We start from the raw sequence: 17,439 nt of genomic DNA, 5'->3' as shown, positions 1-17,439 counted from the left end.
GCCGTAACGATGGAGCATGCGTGTTCTCGGCGAGTGGGACCAGCGACTGTTCACATGGGTGGCCGCGGCGCGGCTGCCCGGCGCCGATCCGGCGCTGCGGCGGCTCAGCCACTCCGCCGATCACGGACGGCTGTGGCTGGGCGCGGCGGCCGGCCTCACCGTCATCGGGGGCCGCACGGCCAGACGGGCGGCCCTGCGGGGCGTCGGCTCGCTCGCGCTGGCCTCGCTGACCGTCAACACCGTCGTGAAGTGGAGTACCCGGCGGCCCCGTCCGCTGCTGGACCTCGTACCGCCGATCCGGCATCTCACCCGGCAGCCGCACACCACCTCCTTCCCCTCCGGGCACTCCGCCTCGGCCGCGGCCTTCACCACCGGAGTCGCCCTGGAGTCCGCCGGATACGGCGCGCTGGTCGCGCCCGTCGCGGCCGCGATCGCCTTCTCGCGTGTCTACGTGGGGGTGCACTACCCCGCGGACGTGCTGGCCGGGGCGGCGATCGGCGTCGGGGCCGCCGCGCTCACCTGCCGCTGGTGGCCGCCCCGCCCGGCGCTCCGGGAGCGGGAACGGCCCTCGGCACCCGCGCCCGCGCTGCCCGGCGGCGAGGGGCTCGTCGTCTTCGTCAACAGCCGGGCCGGGACGGGGACGCCCGTGGCGCCGCTGCCGCCCGCCGAGCGGCTGCGCGGGCTGCTGCCCCGGGCCGAGCTGATCGAGCGGGGCCCGGACGACGACTTCGCCGCGCTGCTCGCCCGCGCGGTCGACCGGGCCGCGGAGGCGGGCGGAGCGCTGGGGGTGTGCGGGGGCGACGGCAGCGTCAACGCCGCCGCCCGTGCGGCGGCCCGGCGGGAGCTCGCACTCGCGGTGTTCCCCGGCGGCACCTTCAACCACTTCGCCCAGGACCTGGGCGCGGCCGACTTCGAGGACACCGCCGCCGCCGTCGAGCGCGGCGAGGCGGTGGCCGTGGACGTCGGTGTGGCGAGGTCGGGGGCCGGACACGAGGTGCGGTTCCTCAACACCTTCAGCATCGGCCTGTATCCCGAACTTGTCCGGATGCGCGAACACTTGGAGGAGCGGTGGGGCAAGTGGCCCGCGGCGGCCGTCGCCCTGGTCCGCGTCCTGCGCACCGCGACCCCCATCGAACTGCACGTCGACGGCCGCCACCGACGCCTGTGGCTGCTCTTCGCGGGCAACGGCCGCTACGAACCCGAGGGCTTCGCCCCCGCCTTCCGGCCACGTCTGGACGATGGCCTGCTCGATCTGCGCCTGATCGACGGTGACCACCGCCTCGCCCGCACCCGCGTCGTCGTCTCCGCGCTCGCCGGGGCGCTCGGCCGGTCCCGTGTCTACAGCGCCGAGGCTGTTTCCTGGGTCGAGCTGGAGGAGCTCGGAGGAACGGACGCACTGGCCTATGACGGTGAAGTCGCTCCCACGCCACCCGGGTGGAGGCTGAGGTTGGAGAAGGAGCGGCGCGCGCTGGTCGTGTACCGGCCCGCCGTGCCGCGGAGTGAGGTCGTCCAGCAGGCCCGCCTCGCCGCCGCGACGGCGCGCCACCGCGGACGCGGGAGGGGCCGCCGTCTCCCTGCAGACGGCGGCCCCTCGGTCTAGGGACGGACGGTCACATGTGAACGGCCCGTACGGCGTCCAGGTCCGGCTCCTGAGTGCCGCGGCGGTAGAGCAGGACGGTGATCAACGCGCCCGCGGCGAAGAATCCGGCCGACCACCAGAAGGTGGTGGTGTAGCTCTCGATCGTCGACTGGGCCTGGACCAGTTTGTCGGTCGCGTCCTTGCCGGACAGGTAGCTCGTCGCAGCGCTCGCGGCCAGCGTGTTCAGCAGTGCGGTGCCGATCGAACCGCCCACTTGCTGCATGGTGTTGACCGTCGCCGAGGCGACACCCGCGTCCTCGGCCGCGATCCCGCTCGTGGCCAGCGACATGGCGGGCGGCATCACCATGCCGAGGCCCGCGCCGATCAGGAGCAACTGCGGCAGCACGGCGGTCGAGAAGTCCGAGCCGACACCGATGCCGGTCAGCCAGGCCATACCGGCCACCGCGATCGCGAAGCCCGCGGGGATGACGGCCTTGGGGCCGATCCGCGGCACCAGGACGGTGGTGGAGACCTGCGCCATGACCATCAGGGCCGCCATCATCGGCAGGAAGGCGACACCGGTTCTGGTCGGGCTGAAGCCCAGGTTCAGCTGCAGGTAGTAGGTGAGGAAGAGGAAGACGCCGAACATACCCGCGCCGGTGATCAGCACGGTGACGAACGAGGCGGCACGGTTGCGGTCGAGCAGTACGCGCAACGGCAGCAGCGGGTGCTCGGCCCGGGTCTGCCACCAGGCGAACGCGCTCAGCAGAATGCCGCCGGCCGCCAGGAAGCCCCATGTCTGGGGCGAACTCCAGTCGTGTGTCTCGGCGTTGGAGAAGCCGTAGACGAGGGTGAAGAGACCGGAGGAGACCAACAGCGTGCCTGGCAGGTCCAGCTTGGAGTTCGCCGCGTCCCGGCGGTTGCTCAGCAGCATCCAGCCGCCGGCGAAGGCGGCGATCGCGAAGACGATGTTGACGTACAGCGTCCAGCGCCAGTCGAGCGCGTCGGTCAGCAGGCCGCCGAGCAGCAGCCCGATCGCACCACCCGCGCCGGCGATCGCGCCGTAGACGCTGAACGCCTTGGCGCGCTCCTTCGCGTCGGTGAACGTCGTGTTCAGCAGCGAGAGCGCGGCGGGCGCGAGCAGCGCGCCGAAGACACCCTGCAGGGCGCGTGCGGTGACCAGCATGCCGAAGCTGGTGGAGGCGCCGCCGAGCACGGAGGCGCCGGCGAAACCGGCGATACCGACGAGGAAGGCGGGCTTGCGGCCGAAGAGGTCGGCGATGCGCCCGCCGAGCAGCAGCAGGGAGGCGAAGGCCAGGGAGTAGGCCGTGACGATCCACTGCCGGTTGCCGTCGGAGAAGCCGAGGTCCGCCTGTGCGGACGGCAGGGCGATGTTCACGATGGTGGCGTCGAGGACGACCATCAGCTGGGCGATGCCGATGATCGCGAGGATCCACCACCGCTTCGACGATGGCGCGGACCGCGCGTCCACGGAGCCCTTGCGGGCCCCCTCGGCCAGGGTTTGGGGCATGGGAGAACCACTCCAGGGAAGTCGCTCAAAGGCAATGAGAACGTAAACGAAACTGTTTCGTACGCGTGGAGGCTAGATCAGTTCTAGCGAAACGGCAACGTTTCGCTAGCGGTGGCGTGTGAGGTGGACGTCACAGTTGATCGCGAGGGAGGCTTCTGCTGCGGCGACGAGTCCGCGACTCGGGGCACAGGAGCGGAGTCCAGGGATGCGCACGGGCAGGTACGACGTCGACGGGGCCGAGCTCTCCTACGAGGTGCGCGGCGGCGGGCCCGCGCTGCTGCTCATCGGCGGAGCCGGGGGAGACGCCTGGCCACCACGAGGCCGCGCCGACGGCGGCCCCGTTTCCGATCGTGCTGGGCGCGGGCTCGGCCGACCGTGGCACGTACTACGCCCGGCCCTCGGTCGAGATCGCGCGGCGGATCGGCGTGCCGTGGGTGGAGCTCCCCGGCATCCACCTGGAATTCCTGCCGCGCCCCGCGGGCTTCGCGGCGGCCGTACGGGTACTCGCTACGGAGATGTACAGCCGCGGCTCGGGGGTGCCCGAGTACTGGCGGGGCGCGACGAACTGAAGGACCACACAAGCCCCTTCCCCGGAAGCCGACCCCTTCCCCAGAAGCCGAACCCCCCGGAAGACCCCTCCCCGAAGGACTGAGCCACCATGCCCGTCGACCCCATCGCCCGCACCGGCACCTGTCTAACCCTCGACGACGGCCGCCCCGCCGTCCGTTTCAGCCGCACCTACGAACACCCCGTCGACCGAGTCTGGCGATTCGTGACCGATGCGGACGAGCTCGCCGGATGGTTCCCGTCCCGCCCCGAGATCGAGCTGCGGCCCGGCGGCACGATCACGTTCAGCGGCGACCCGCACGCGGCCGACTCCACCGGACATGTCATCGCCGTCGACCCGCCCCGGCACCTCTCCTTCGACTGGGGCGGCGACGAGCTGTGCTTCGATCTCGAAGCACTCGAGGAGAAGCGCACGTTCTTCACGCTCACCGACATCCTCGCGGCAGAGAACACCGCGGCCCGCAACGCCGCCGGCTGGGAGGTGTGTCTCGCCGCCCTCGACGCGACGGCGCGGGGTGAGCGCGTCGAAGGGCCACACGCCGGAGCCACGGCTCCCTGGAAGGAGATCTACCGCGGCTATGTCGAGGCCGGCGTCCCCTCGGGTGCCCCGGTCCCGGGTCTCGACTGACCACCTACCGCATCTGCCGCCGCACCAACTCGTGCAACCGCCCGCCCGTGTCCGCGAGGAGCTGCGCGGGCGGGCCCTGCTGGGCGACCCGGCCGTCCTCCATCACGATGACCCGGTCCGCGTCCATCACCGTGGACAGGCGGTGCGCGATCACGACCCGAGTGGCGTTGAGAGCCCGGGTGCTTTCGATGACCGTGCGCTGGGTCTCGTTGTCCAGGGCGCTGGTCGCCTCGTCGAAGAAGAGGATGCGGGGGCGGCGGATCAGCGCCTGGGCGATCATCAGGCGCTGACGCTGACCGCCGGAGATCGCTCCACTGCCGGAGACGATCGTGTGCAGGCCCATCGGCATCCGCTTGATGTCCTCGGCGAGCCCCGCCATCTGGGCCGCCGCCATCGCCTCCTCGGGCGTGTACGGCTCGGTGCCGCAGATGCAGTCCAGGATCGACCCGGTGAACGGCTGCGCGTGCTGGAGCACCACTCCGCATTGACGGCGTACAGCGGACTGGTCGAGGGCGGCCAGATCCTGGCCGTCGTACAGCACACTGCCCGAGACCGGCTTGTCGAAGCCGATCAGCAGCCGCAGCAGGGTGGACTTGCCGCAGCCGCTGGGGCCGACGATCGCCACGAACTCGCCCGGCCTGATGTCGAACGACACGTCGTCCAGGACCAGCGGACCGTCGTCGGAGTACCGGAAGGAGAGCCTCCGGGCCTCGATGCCACCGGAGAGGACGCCGGGGCGGGTGCTGGCTCCCCGCACCTCGGGCGTCGCGTCGAGCACCGGCTTGATCTCCTCGAACATCGGCAGCGCGGCCGCCGCCGAGACGAACGCGCCGGTGATCTGGGTGACCGAGGTCAACAGCATCGTCATCGACGTGTTGAAGGTGAGGAAGTCGGCGGCCGAAAGAGAACCGCTCGCCGGGCCCGCCAGCAGCATGAACATCAACAGCGAGCAGAGCGGCAGATACACCGCGCCCATCACCGTCGTCAGGTTCTTGATGCGACCGACCTTCTGCTGGAGCTCACGGCTGCGCGCGAACTCACCCGCCCAGGCGGCGTACGCGTAGTTCTCGGCGGCGGCGACCCGCAGCTTGGGCAGGCCCCGCAGGGTCTGGAACGCCTGGTTGTTCAGCTTGTTGCTCAGCACCACCAGCCGCCGCTGCCAGCGCACCTGCCACAGGCCGAGCCCCAGGAACCCGGCCGCGATGACGACGAGCATGCCGATCGCGGCCAGCGCCAGGGGCACGCTGAACCAGAGCAGCAGGCCCAGGTTCATCGCGCCGACCGTGCCCGCCTGCGCGAGTGTCGGGCCGACGCCCGCGAGGAGCCGGCGGATCGCGCTGATGCCCATCGCGGCGCTGGCCAGTTCACCGGTCGAGCGGGAGGTGAAGAACTTGGTCGGCAGCCGCAGCAGCCGGTCCCACACGGCCGGTTGGAGGGTGGCCTCGATCCGCCCCTCCATCCGCAGGATGGTGAGGTTCTGCAGCAGCATGAATGCCGCCGACACCACGCTGGTGATCATGATGGCCAGGCAGACCTGCACGATGAGGCTGTGCTGGGCCTTCGGCACGTACTCGCCGAGCACCTTGCCGGTGGCGATCGGCACCAGCGCGCCGATCGCGACGGTCACCAGCCCGCTGATCGCGAGATTGCGCAGATCGCCGCCCGTGCCCTGGAGACAGAAGCGCAGCAGCCGCAGCGGACTGAGCCGACTCTCGGGAAGCGGGCGGTAGAACATCACGGCCCGCGGCTCGAACTCCCCTGCGTTGGCTTTCTCGACCGGCGTCTCCCGGCCAGAGGACGGTTGTACGGCCACGTATCCGCCGCGCCGCCACAGCAGCGCGACCGGTGTCCCCGACACGGCCCGGTGGCCCACCAGCGGGCCGACGTTGTCCCGCCACCAGCGCCCGTCGAGGCGCACCGCGCGGGTGCGCACGCGCGAGGCGAGCGCGATCCGCTCGACCGGGTCGAGCCGATCGCTCTCCGCGCCGCTGTGCGACGGCTCCGCGAGCGTGATCCCGGCCGCGCGGGCGACCAGCTTGCAGGCCGCGTAGGAGGCGTCCGTGTCGGCCGTGGTCGGGCGCTTCGCCGACGGCTTTCCGATGGACGCCAGCAGCGTCCGGTCGGCCTGGGCGCGGACGGCCTCGCCCGCCTTGATGCCCGCCGCCGTACGGTCCTCGTGGCCGGCCTCGACCCGCTCGATCCAGCGGTCGAGCGTGGCCAGCAGTCGGTACTGCTGGTCGACCATGCCCTGCCAGACCGCCGAGTCCATCAGCAGGTCGGCCGCGGCCTCCGCGCCGTACAGCGAGCCGTACTGCACGCTCCCGGGCGGCACCTGCATCCAGAAGACGTCGTCGTCGGTGAGCGCGGCGGCGTTCTCCGTGGCCATCGGCGCCTGGAAGAGGATGGAGAGGCTGCGGCCGACGCCGAGGGCGAGGGCGTACTCCAGTGGGCTCGAAGTCGGGGGTACGTACTGGGGGTTGCCGTACTCGTCGTAGGACCAGGTCTGGGTGTCGACGGGCTGGTACAGCTCGCGCAGCACGATCCGGCGCACCGCACAGTCTCTGAGCGGCCGTCCGACGAGCGTGTGCTGGGGCCCCGCGACCGGGCCGAGCAGCAGCGAGCCCGCTTCGAGGCGGCCGAGGTGGTGCCAGTGGCCCTGCTGCACGGCGTCGACCGCGAACAGGTCCATGGCGCCCGCCGCGACGAGCCACAGCACCTGCGGGCCTTCCAGGTCAAGGCGGTTGAGCCCGGAGCAGTCGATCGGCGTGCCCATACCGCCGAGCGCGCCGAGGACGAGATCTCCCTCGCGTGCGCCCTCGTGAACCGTGGTCATCTCATCGCTCCTTGACCAGCTCGGCGTACGGACCGCCGGCCGCGACCAGGGCGTCGTGCCGCCCGCGTTCCACGATCGTGCCGTGCTGGAGCACCACGATCTCGTCACTGTCGCGCACGGTGCTGAGCCGGTGCGCGATCACCACACAGGCGCAGCCGCGCTTGCGCAGGTTGTCGATGACGGTCTGCTCGGTCTCCGCGTCCAGCGCGCTCGTCACCTCGTCGAGGACCAGGATGCTGGGCCTGCGCACCAACGCCCGTGCGATCTCGAGGCGCTGCCGCTGGCCGCCGGAGAAGTTGTGCCCGTCCTGCTCGACCCGGCTGTGGATGCCACCGGGGCGACGCATGACCACGTCGTACAGCGCCGCGTCCTCCAGCGCCGCGACCACCGCGTCGTCGGGGATCGAGGGGTCCCACAGCGCCACGTTGTCGCGGACCGTCCCCTCGAAGAGGAAGACGTCCTGGTCGACGAAGGAGACGGAGGCCGCGAGCGCGCCGCGCGGGATGTCCTCCAGACGCTGCCCGTCGATGCGGATCACCCCCTCCCACGGGGCGTACAGTCCCGAAATCAGCCGGGAAACCGTCGACTTGCCGCTTCCCGAGCCGCCGACCAGCGCGACCTGCTGGCCCGGGCCGACCGTCAGCGAGAAGCCGGTGAGCAGGGGCTTGTCCAGCGGGCTGTAGCCGAACGTGATGTTCTCCAGCTCGACATGGCCGTGCAGGCGGCGGGTGGAATCGCCGCTGCCGGAGCGGGCGTACAGCGGGTCGGCCTGGAAGTTCTCGACGTCCTTGAGGCGCGCGACGTCGGCCGCGAAGTCCTGGATACGGCCCGCGACGCCGTTGAGCCGGGTGAGCGGCGCGGTGAAGCGGGTGACGAGAGCCTGGAAGGCGACCAGCAGACCGACCGAGATGTGGCCCTCGATCGCTCGCAGACCGCCGATCCACAGAATCAGCGCGGAGTTGAGCGTCGCGAGCGTCGGCGCGACCACGCCCAGCCAGGCGCTCGGCACACCGAGGCGTTGCTCCTCCTCCAGCGTGGTGGCGTGCTGCCCGGCCCACTTGCGGAAGTAGCCGTCCTCCCCGCCGGTCGCCTTCATCGTCTCGATCAACTGAAGCCCGGTGTACGCCGTGTTGGTGAGGCGGGCGCTGTCCGCGCGCAGCTTCGCGGTGCGGGTCGCGCGCAGCCGGATCACCACCCGCATCGCCACCACGTTCAGCAGCGCGACACCGATACCCACGGCCGTGAGCTGCGGATCGTAGGTGTAGAGCAGCACGGCGTAGAGGACGATCACGATCGCGTCCACGCCCGCCGCCGCCAGGTCGCGGGCCAGGGTCTCGGCCACCGCGTCGTTCGACTGGAGCCGCTGCACCAGGTCGGCCGGGCTGCGCTGGGAGAAGAAGGTGACAGGCAGCCGCAGCAGATGGCGCAGGAAGCGGGCGCTGGAGAGCGTCGAGGAGATGATGCGGCCGTGCAGCAGATTCGCCTGTTGCAGCCAGGTCAGCACCACCGTGAGCACCACGGAGGCGCCCATCGACGCGAACAGCACGCCGAGCAGTGAGGTCTGACCACCGATCAGATAGCTGTCGATGTACGTCCGGCTGAGCGCCGGCACCGCCGCGCCGACCGCCACCAGCAGCAGGCTCGCCAGCACGGCCGCGGGCATCGTGCCCGAAGTGCCGCGCAGCCGGGCCGGCATGGCACCGAGGACGCCCGGCTTGCGGCCGCCCCTGCGGAAGTCGGGCCCCGGCTCCATGACCAGGACCACACCGGTGAAACTGGTGTCGAAGTCCTCCATCGGGATGAAACGGCGGCCCTTGCCGGGGTCGTTGATATGCACGCCGCGACGTCCGAAGCGGCGGCCCATGCCGTCGTACACGACGTAGTGGTTGAACTCCCAGAACAGGATCGCGGGCGCCTTCACCTCGGCGAGCGCGGCCGTGTCCATCTGCATGCCCTTGGCCGTGAGGCCGTAACTGCGCGCCGCCTTCAGGAGGTTGCTGGCGCGTGAGCCGTCCCTGGAGACACCGCACGCGATGCGCAGCTCCTCGAGGGGGAGGTGGCGCCCATAGTGGCCGAGCACCATGGCGAGGGAGGCCGCGCCGCACTCCACGGCCTCCATCTGGAGCACGGTGGGGGTACGGACGGTCTTGCCCCGGCCCTTGGGAGTCGTGCGCTTCGGCGGGGCGGAGCGGCGCCTGCCCCGGGTGTCCTGTGCGGCGGTCACGGCAGGAGCCAATCGATCGGGCGCTGGTCGGCCAGACGGATCGCACCCGTGGCCAGGGTCATGGAGGTCAGCGCGTACGGTGGTCCGTCCATCGAGGACCACTTGAGGCCGCTCTCGGTGCCGGACGAACGGTCGAGGCGGACCAGGACGGCCACCGGCCTGCCCTTCTTGGTGAACTGCTCGCCGAGCTGGCTGTCACCGAGGAACGAGGCGATCTGCTGTTGGGTCTGCACACTCCGGCCGACCGCCTTCACATGGCCGCGCAGCACCCCGTACTGCTGGGTCGGCACCGACTGGACGGTGAGGTCGACCGCGGCGTTCGCGGGGATCGTGGAGGCGCTCTCGGCGGGGACGTAGACCGTCGCGTACAGCGGATCGTCGGCGTCCGCGACCTTCTCGACAGCGGCGACGTTCGCGCCGGTGGAGATGATCGCGCCGATGGTGGCGGCGAGCGCGGTGACGCGGCCCGCGGCGACCGTGCGTACGACAGCCGTTTCGCCCTCTGCGGTACGGACCTTCAGTACCGGGGCGTTCGCGGCGAGCTGTTCGCCCTCTTTGGCGAGGACCGCGGTGACCTGACCGGCGACCGGGCTCTGCAAGACGTAACTGCCCTGCCCGTGGGTGAGGATGGCGGGGGCGCTGACCGTGGACGCCACGGTGCCCGTCACCGCCCAGACGGAGGCGGCCGCCATGACGACCACCGTCACGGACAGCACCAGCCAGCCCTGTGGGCGAGCGAAGCGCACCGGAAGGTCGAGCTCTTCGGGCGACTGCAGCTTGGCGAGGGCCTGTTGGCGGAACTGCACGGTACTTCCCTCACCTGTTCGAGAGATTTACGGCATCCGAGAGTCCCGGAACCGGGGAGTGGTTCCGGGACTCAACGGCACATACCTGCGATCAGAGACCGGCAACCAGGCCGGTGACCGGGGCGGTGTTCAGACCGGTCACGCCCTCGACGGTGCCGACGACGGTGCCCACGAGGCCGGAGACCGGGGCGATGCCGTCGACCAGGCCGGTGACGGTGCCAACGGCGTTCAGCGACAGGCCGCCGGAGACGTTGTCGAGGTCGGCGTCCGAGATCTCGGCGGTCTCAACACGGGGGGTGGAGTTCATGATGGAACTTCCCTTCGTATGGGTATTCATAAGGGGGTAGAGCGGCCCCCTCTGGGGACAGTGACGGCCGCCACCGCGGGGGTGCGGCACCCGTTTGCGGGAACCGTGTGGTCCCCGTTCCCGGGAGCTTTGCTGCGACCTCCGCGGTGCAACGGATCAAAGCACGGTCGCGGGGTACGCATCCAATCAACCAGGGCTCTCACCTGGGAATTTGAACGCCGTCGCGGTCCAACCGTGCAGGTGTGCGCACGTCTCGACGGTCAGTTCTTCACATGCTGCACAGCAAAGTCCTGGGCCGGCCCTTGCCGCCCCGCGAGCGAAAGGGACAGTCCCACCGCAATGGCGCGGAGCGGCCCGCGCGACTGTGCAGATCTGTCGCACGCCGTGACGCGCCTGCGTATTCGATGTGCAGATTCCCTGAAGCAGGGATTCCGATCCGGTGGAGAGACGGAACGTCACCAACTGGTCGCGGACTGTGTGCTGTTCGGCCGAAGGGCGCGTACACGGTGCTCGCGCGCGCCGTGTCGGTCGACAGGTCCAGGTCGAGCTCCCGGGGGCGGTGGAAAGGCCCGATTGCCTGGCAATCCGCACCTTTCGTCGATGCAACTCCTGTCTTTCTTCAGGGCAGTTGAACAACCCACGCGGCTCACGCGTACCAACAAGCATCCAGGCGCCCCCCTAATCAGCTGCCGGACGGCGGCATCGACCCCGTCCCCAGGAGGTCAAGAGTTGAGTCACAAAAGGATTCCCAAGCGCAAGGCCGCACTGGCTGTAGGAAGCGTCGCGGCGCTCGGAGCGGCGGCCCTGCTGCTGCCCAACGCCAACGCGTCCCAGACCGACGCGACCGACGCCGCGCCCAAGACGCTGAAGGCCGCGGACGCCTCGGACCTCGCTGCCCTCCTCGCCTCCCAGCTCGGTGAGGCCTTCGGTGGCGCCTACTACGACGCCGCGAAGCAGCAGGTCATCATCAACGTCGTCGGCGACAACAGCAGTGTCGTCCAGGTGATCGAGAGCGCCGGAGCCGTCCCGCGCAGCGTGGACAACAGCCTGGCCACCCTCGAGACCGCGGCCAAGACGCTGAAGACGGACGCGACCATCCCCGGCACCGCATGGTCCGTCGACCCCAAGACGAACCAGATACAGGTGACCGCCGACAGCACCGTCACAGGTGCGAAGTGGGACCAGCTGACGTCGACCGTCGACTCGCTCGGCTCCGGCGTGGCCACCGTCAAGAAGTCCGCCGGTACGTTCAAGACGTTCGTGGACGGCGGCGACGCCATCTTCGGCGGCGGAGCCCGCTGCTCGCTGGGCTTCAACGTCACCGCGGGCGACGGCAGCCCCGCCTTCCTGACCGCGGGCCACTGCGGTGTCGCCGCGGCCGCGTGGTCGGACGCGCAGGACGGCGAGCCGATCGCCACCGTCGACCAGGCCACCTTCCCCGGCGACGGCGACTTCGCCCTCGTCAAGTACGACGACCCGGCCACGGTGACCAACAGCGTGGTCAACGTCGGAGACGGCCAGACCGTCGAGATCAACCAGGCCGCCGACGCCGCGGTGGGCCAAGAGGTCTTCCGGATGGGCAGCACCACCGGTCTGTTCGACGGCACCGTCACCGGACTCGACGCCACCGTGAACTACCCGGAGGGCACGGTCACCGGTCTCATTCAGACCAACGTGTGCGCCGAACCGGGCGACAGCGGCGGCTCGCTGTTCACCCAGGACGGCAGCGCGATCGGCTTGACCTCGGGCGGCAGCGGTGACTGCACCGTGGGCGGCGAGACCTTCTTCCAGCCCGTGACCACCGCGCTGGAGGCGGTCGGCGCGACGCTGGGAGCGGGTGACGCCATCGGCGGCGCGGGTGACGCGGAAGGTGGCGCGGGTGACGCCGAGGGTGGCGCGGGTGACGCCGGCGACGTGAGCGCCGAGCCCAGCGACCCCGCGGTGGGTGACGAGGCCGGGGCCGGCGCCGAGGAGTCGGGCGCCGCGGGTGACGACTCCGGCACCGGTGTGGACGACGGCTCCGGCCTGGTCACCACGACCCCGTGACGCCGGTGACGCACAGCCACTGACCTGGCCGCGGAACAACGGTCCCGGTCGACAGTGGAAAGGTCCGGCCCTCCGGCGGGAGGGCCGGACCGCACTGTTGGCGTAACCGCCCTGAGAGTTGCCTCAGTCGTGCGGTCGCGCCCGCAGCAGGAGCAGCGCGACGTCGTCGCGTCGCTCCCCCGTCGCCGTCTGGCTCCGCTGGACCAGGCTGTCGGCCAGCGCGTCCAACGGCAGGTCGTCGCCCTCGGCGAGCCACCGCCCGAGGTCGGCCAGGGCGTCCTCGATGTCCACGCCGGGGGACTCGATCAGGCCGTCGGTGTAGAGGGCGAGCACGGAACCTGGGACGAGCGGGACCTCGGTCGTCGGATAGGTGGCGGCGGCGTCGATCCCCAGCAGCGGCCCTCCGGCCAGGTCCAGCACCCGCACCCGGCCGTCCGGCCGCCGCAGCAGCGGGGGCGGGTGACCCGCCCGCGCCATGACGGCCACCTCGCGCGCGGGGTCGAGCCACAGATACAGGCAGCTCGCGAACAGCTCGGTACCCAGGTCGATCAGCATCCGGTTGGTGCTGCGCATGACCTCCTCCGGTGGCTGACCGACGGTCGTGTACGCGCGTACGGCGGTACGGAGCTGCCCCATCAGCCCCGCCGCCGTCACGTTGTGGCCCTGGACGTCTCCGATGACCGCCGCGGCCCGCCCGTGCGAGGGCACCAGGTCGTAGAAGTCGCCGCCGATGTCCATGCCCTGGGTGGCCGGGAGATAACGTGCGGCCGCCTCGATCGAGGGCAGCGAAGGCAGTGAGTGCGGCAGTAGTGCGGCCTGCAGACCGTGCGCCAGCTGCAGCTTGGCGTCGTAGAGGAGGGCCCGCTCCAGCGCCTGCGCGATCAGACTGCTCAGGCTCGTCAGCACCGCCCGCTCGTCCGCCGGGAAGGTGTGCGGCTGCGCGTACCCGAGGACGCAGGTGCCCACCGGACGTCCGGACGCGATCAGCGGCAGATACGCCCACGCGGCCATGCCGTCGGCTGTCGCGCTCCGGGCCGGATAGAGGAGCTCCAACTGCTGACGGGAGCCGAAGAAGGCCGGCACCCCGGTGTTCAGGGCCTGGGTGCCCGGCGTGTGCTCGCTGAGCGGCAGCCCCTCGAAGCGCTCCACGATGTGCGCGTCCGGGTACCCATGGTGTCCGAGCACATGCAGGCGGCCCGCCCGTGAACCGAGGACGGCCAGGGCCTGGCTTCCCGCGGCGGGCGCGATCTCGTCCGCGACCAGCTGCACCACGTCCTGCACACTCGCCGCCTCGGTGAGCGCGCTGGCCAGGCTGAGCACATGGGAGATGGTCACCAGACCCGGGGTGGCGTCGTCGCCGTCCTGCGCCCCGCCGCGGCTCGACCTGGACACAGGCCGGGCCCGGGAGATACGGATGCTCACCCCGTTCGTACTGGGATAGAGACGGAACGACAGCCAGTCGCCCGGCGGCCGCAGCGCCATGAACGACGTCACTTGCTGGCTGATCAGCGCGCCGCGGTATCGGTCCGCGTGGACGGGGTCGTCCAGCCAGGGCACGGACTCCCACAGCCGGGTGCCCAGCAGATCACCGACCGGGACGCCGAGCAACTCGCCCGTCGCCGCGTTGGCGAAGCTGACCCGCCCGTTCAGGTCCAGTGCGCACAGCCCGTACGGCAGCCGGGCCACCATCCGCGTCGCCTCCGCCGCGCCGAGCGGGCCGACGAGTAGATCCGGCTCGGGGTGGACCGGCCGGTCCTCTTCCGCCGCCCGTTCCAGGTGCAGCGCGAGCCGGTCGCAGGCCGCGGTGATACGGCCGCGGACCCGGTCGTACAGCTCCGGCGGATGGGCGCCGGGCCAGAGCAGGAAGACGGCGCCGTACGTGGTCTTCTCGGTCGCCACCGGCAGGGCTGCCAGCGCGAAGGGATAGGGCAGGACCACGGCGACCCGGGGAAAGCGGCGGGCCATCTCCTCCTCGCCGCTGACCCAGATCGGCCGACGCTCGCGCACCGCCGCGGCGACCGGAATCGGGGTGTTGAGCCCCACTCGCGCCCACGGCGAGGCGAACGCCCTGGGCATGCCTGCCATCACCGCCAACTCCAAGACGGGCTCGCCGGACGCCAGCAGATACACCCCGCCCGAGTCAGCGTGCACGTCGTCCATCAGAGAGGCCAGCGTCAACGACAGCAGCGGCCGTTCGACCGGCGCCGCACCTTCGGCCGGCTCCCGCTCGGACCCCTGCCCGTCGGACACGCCGACCACCTCCTAGCAGGGCCGCGCGACAAGGTCCCAGGGATCAAGGCTCCCCCTTGACCACCCTTTCCGCACGGCGAGCACACGCCCGCCGCGGGGTGCGGCTGCTGGGCTCCGTCGCAGGCCCGACGGCCTCGGAACGGTCACAGGGGCTGCGCGAGCGCCCCGGAAGCGCTGTAATGACGGACGTGGCAAGTCAGGGCGCGACGGAACGCGGAACGAGAACGCTGCGTGCCGAACTTGCCCTCAAGACGCTCACCACGGACCTGGAACCGGGTGAACGGCTGCGCCGCCTCCTCGAACAGGCCCTCGTCTTCGCCGACGCGACCATCGTCGTGGTGTACTCGCCCACACAGAGCGGTGACGAACTCTGCCTGGCCGAGTCCGTCGGCGTGCCCAGGACGCTCTACGGGCTGCGCGACAGCTATCCCCTCACCGGCACATCCCTCGCGGCGGACGTACAGCGCTCGGGCCGCCCGCGGTGGTTCGGCCCGGCGGAACTGGGCCGCTGCGCCGATGCCCGTCGGCTGCCGTCCCAGGACTTCTGGCTGGCCGTCCTGCCGCTGCGGGACGCCGGCTGCCTGGTCGCCGTCAGCGAGAAGCCAGGCGGATTCGACCCCGAGAACCGGGCATGCCTGGCGCTGATCGCCGAGGCCGGGGTCTCCCCGCCCCCCGCCGCCGCCGCCGCCGCGGCCGACCACGACGAACGGCCGGCCAGCTCGTTCGACCTCGCCATGGACACCGGGCACGTCGAGGTCGACGACGAGATGCTGGAGCTGTTCGGCCTGGGCCCGGCCGAATTCGACGGCAAGGTCGAGACCCTGCTGTCGTTCACCGTCCCGGAGGACCTGCCCTCGCTGATGTCCGTGGTGGAGGCGGACCACATGTCCATCGGCGACCGCGAGCTGGAGTTCCGCATCCTGCAGCCCTCCGGCGAGCAGAAGTGGCTACGGCTGCGCGGCCGCCTCCTGCCCGGCGGTGAGGGCCGCCCGGCCCGGCTGGTGGGCACGGTCTCCGACACCTCCGAACTGCGCCCCGGCGTCAACGACGTGGCTCGCGTCCAGCGGCTCGCCGCCGCCCTCGCCACCGCGGGCACCGTCCGCGACGTCGGCCGGGCCGTGGTCGCCGCGCTGCGGACGCCCCTCCAGGCCGACCGGATCGCCCTCGCCGAGCTCGAGGGAGACCGCCTGGTCGTCACCGTCCTCGACCCGCCCGAAGCGGATGCCTGGCCCGACCTGTGGCGCTCCGAGTGGCGCTCGGAGTGGCCCGACGCGCCAGTACGTTCCATGCCGACGCTCGAGGCGGCCCTCAGAGAGGGGCGCCCCGCCGTCTGGCCCGCCGGGGCACCCCTGGAACCTGCGCTCGCCGACGTGGGTCCCGGCGGTCTCGCCGTCCTCCCGCTGCCCGCCGGTGGACGCATCGCCGGCGCCTGCCTGATCGGCTGGGACGCCCCGCACGAGTTCGGTACCGACGAACGCGCCCTGCTCACCGCGTCCGCGGGCCTCGCCGGCCAGGCCCTGGTGCGTGCCCGCGCCTTCGACGCCGAACACGAGCTGATCGGCATGCTCCAGCGCACCCTGCTCCCGCGCAGGCTGCCCAAGCTCCCCGGAGCGGTCGCCGTGGCCCGCTATCTGCCCACCACGGCGGGCCTGGAGGTCGGCGGCGACTGGTATGACGTGATCCCGCTGCCCGACAACCACGTCGCCCTCGTCATCGGCGACGTCCAGGGACACAACGCCTCGGCTGCGACGCTGATGGGCCAGATGCGCACGGCGCTACGCGCGTACGCCGTGGAGGGCCACCCCCCGGACGTCGTCGTCTCGCACGCCAACCGCCTCCTCATGGACCTCGAGACCGACCTCTTCGCCACCTGCTGCTACGTCGACGTGGATATGGAGGAGGGCTCCGCCTGGTGCGTACGCGCCGGACACCATCCACCGGTGCTGCGCCACCCGGACGGCGGTACGGAGGTCGTCCAGTCCGAGGGCGGGCCGCCGCTCGGCGTGGTCCTGCAGGCCGACTTCCCGATGAGCCCGCTGCGGCTCCAGCCCGGCACGATCGTGGCCCTGACCACGGACGGGCTCGTCGAATCCGTCGAGGTCGACATCGAGGACGGCCTGGACCGGCTCGCCGGGGAGCTCGCCGCCTCCGACCCCGCACACCTCGGAGTGGTGGCGGACGGACTCCTCACGGGCGCCAACCGCAGCGACGACGTCGCCCTTCTCCTCATGCGCTACGACGGCTTGGCCGTGCGCCCGCTGCGCGAGACCTGGACGGTCTGGCGCGTCCCCGAGGCGGTCCGGCACGCCCGCCGCTTCACCCGGCGCACCCTGCGCGCCTGGGGCGTCGGCGACGAGATCGACGCCGCACTCCTCGTCGTCTCCGAACTCGTCACCAACGCCCTCGTGCACACCGACGGTCCGGTCCGATTCGACCTCACGCTCATCAACCACCGCCTGCGGATCGCCGTCGCCGACTCCTCACCACGGACACCGGTCAAGCCCACCAGCATCGGCTGGGAGGCCACCGGCGGCCGCGGCATCCTCCTCGTCGAGGCCATGTCGGCGGCCTGGGGCACGGTGCCGGTCAGTGGCGGCAAGCAGGTGTGGAGCGAGATCCTTCTGGACTGAGCTCGTTTCTTCGACTCCCTGGTGTGACAGGGCACCCC

The 17,439-nt window shown here is 71.4% G+C and carries 11 protein-coding genes; 5 read left to right on the top strand and 6 right to left on the bottom strand.

The features are described from left to right. Nucleotides 1-16 precede the first annotated feature (16 nt). Nucleotides 17-1,600, top strand: coding sequence for a phosphatase PAP2 family protein (locus ACX28W_RS04365; protein ID WP_458997407.1), 1,584 nt, complete (start codon nucleotides 17-19; stop codon nucleotides 1,598-1,600). A 10-nt stretch (nucleotides 1,601-1,610) separates the two neighbouring features. Here ACX28W_RS04365 and ACX28W_RS04360 read toward each other — a convergent pair whose 3' ends face one another. Beyond that, on the bottom strand, nucleotides 1,611-3,110 hold the full coding sequence (locus tag ACX28W_RS04360; RefSeq protein ID WP_458997406.1) for an MFS transporter: 1,500 nt from the start codon (nucleotides 3,108-3,110) through the stop codon (nucleotides 1,611-1,613). 350 nt (nucleotides 3,111-3,460) lie between these two features. On the opposite strand from ACX28W_RS04360, the gene ACX28W_RS04355 reads away from it, so the two are divergent. Next, entirely contained in the window at nucleotides 3,461-3,679 is a 219-nt protein-coding gene (locus tag ACX28W_RS04355) for a hypothetical protein (RefSeq protein WP_458997405.1), read from the top strand. 89 nt (nucleotides 3,680-3,768) lie between these two features. Further along, nucleotides 3,769-4,305 carry an SRPBCC family protein gene (locus ACX28W_RS04350; protein WP_458997404.1) on the top strand — a complete coding sequence of 179 codons (537 nt, stop codon included), beginning with the start codon at nucleotides 3,769-3,771 and terminating at the stop codon, nucleotides 4,303-4,305. Nucleotides 4,306-4,309: 4 nt separating this feature from the next. Here ACX28W_RS04350 and ACX28W_RS04345 read toward each other — a convergent pair whose 3' ends face one another. The 4 genes from ACX28W_RS04345 to ACX28W_RS04330 form a co-directional block, all read right to left on the bottom strand. Then, on the bottom strand, nucleotides 4,310-7,138 hold the full coding sequence (locus ACX28W_RS04345) for an NHLP bacteriocin export ABC transporter permease/ATPase subunit (protein ID WP_458997403.1): 2,829 nt from the start codon (nucleotides 7,136-7,138) through the stop codon (nucleotides 4,310-4,312). Between the two features lies 1 nt (nucleotide 7,139). Then, nucleotides 7,140-9,362 carry an NHLP family bacteriocin export ABC transporter peptidase/permease/ATPase subunit gene (locus ACX28W_RS04340; protein ID WP_458997402.1) on the bottom strand — a complete coding sequence of 741 codons (2,223 nt, stop codon included), beginning with the start codon at nucleotides 9,360-9,362 and terminating at the stop codon, nucleotides 7,140-7,142. Next, on the bottom strand, nucleotides 9,359-10,168 hold the full coding sequence (locus ACX28W_RS04335; protein WP_458997401.1) for an HlyD family efflux transporter periplasmic adaptor subunit: 810 nt from the start codon (nucleotides 10,166-10,168) through the stop codon (nucleotides 9,359-9,361). The genes ACX28W_RS04340 and ACX28W_RS04335 overlap by 4 nt, the downstream gene beginning before the upstream one ends. A 91-nt stretch (nucleotides 10,169-10,259) precedes the next feature. Then, nucleotides 10,260-10,475: a type A2 lantipeptide gene (locus tag ACX28W_RS04330; protein WP_405877391.1), complete on the bottom strand. Its 216-nt coding sequence runs from the start codon at nucleotides 10,473-10,475 to the stop codon at nucleotides 10,260-10,262. Nucleotides 10,476-11,204: 729 nt separating this feature from the next. On the opposite strand from ACX28W_RS04330, the gene ACX28W_RS04325 reads away from it, so the two are divergent. Then, nucleotides 11,205-12,521: a S1 family peptidase gene (locus tag ACX28W_RS04325; protein WP_458997400.1), complete on the top strand. Its 1,317-nt coding sequence runs from the start codon at nucleotides 11,205-11,207 to the stop codon at nucleotides 12,519-12,521. Nucleotides 12,522-12,644: 123 nt separating this feature from the next. On the opposite strand, the gene ACX28W_RS04320 is transcribed toward ACX28W_RS04325, so the two are convergent. Beyond that, a complete protein-coding gene (locus ACX28W_RS04320) occupies nucleotides 12,645-14,780 on the bottom strand; it encodes a SpoIIE family protein phosphatase (RefSeq protein WP_458997399.1) in 2,136 nt (711 codons plus the stop codon). A 170-nt stretch (nucleotides 14,781-14,950) separates the two neighbouring features. Here ACX28W_RS04320 and ACX28W_RS04315 point away from each other — a divergent pair, with 170 nt between their 5' ends. Next, nucleotides 14,951-17,401 (top strand): SpoIIE family protein phosphatase, encoded by a 2,451-nt coding sequence (locus ACX28W_RS04315; protein WP_458997398.1) that lies wholly within the window; start codon nucleotides 14,951-14,953, stop codon nucleotides 17,399-17,401. Nucleotides 17,402-17,439: the final 38 nt, after the last annotated feature.

The organism is Streptomyces sp. SD15, from assembly GCF_054462255.1.
This window is presented reverse-complemented; position numbering and strand designations above follow the sequence as displayed.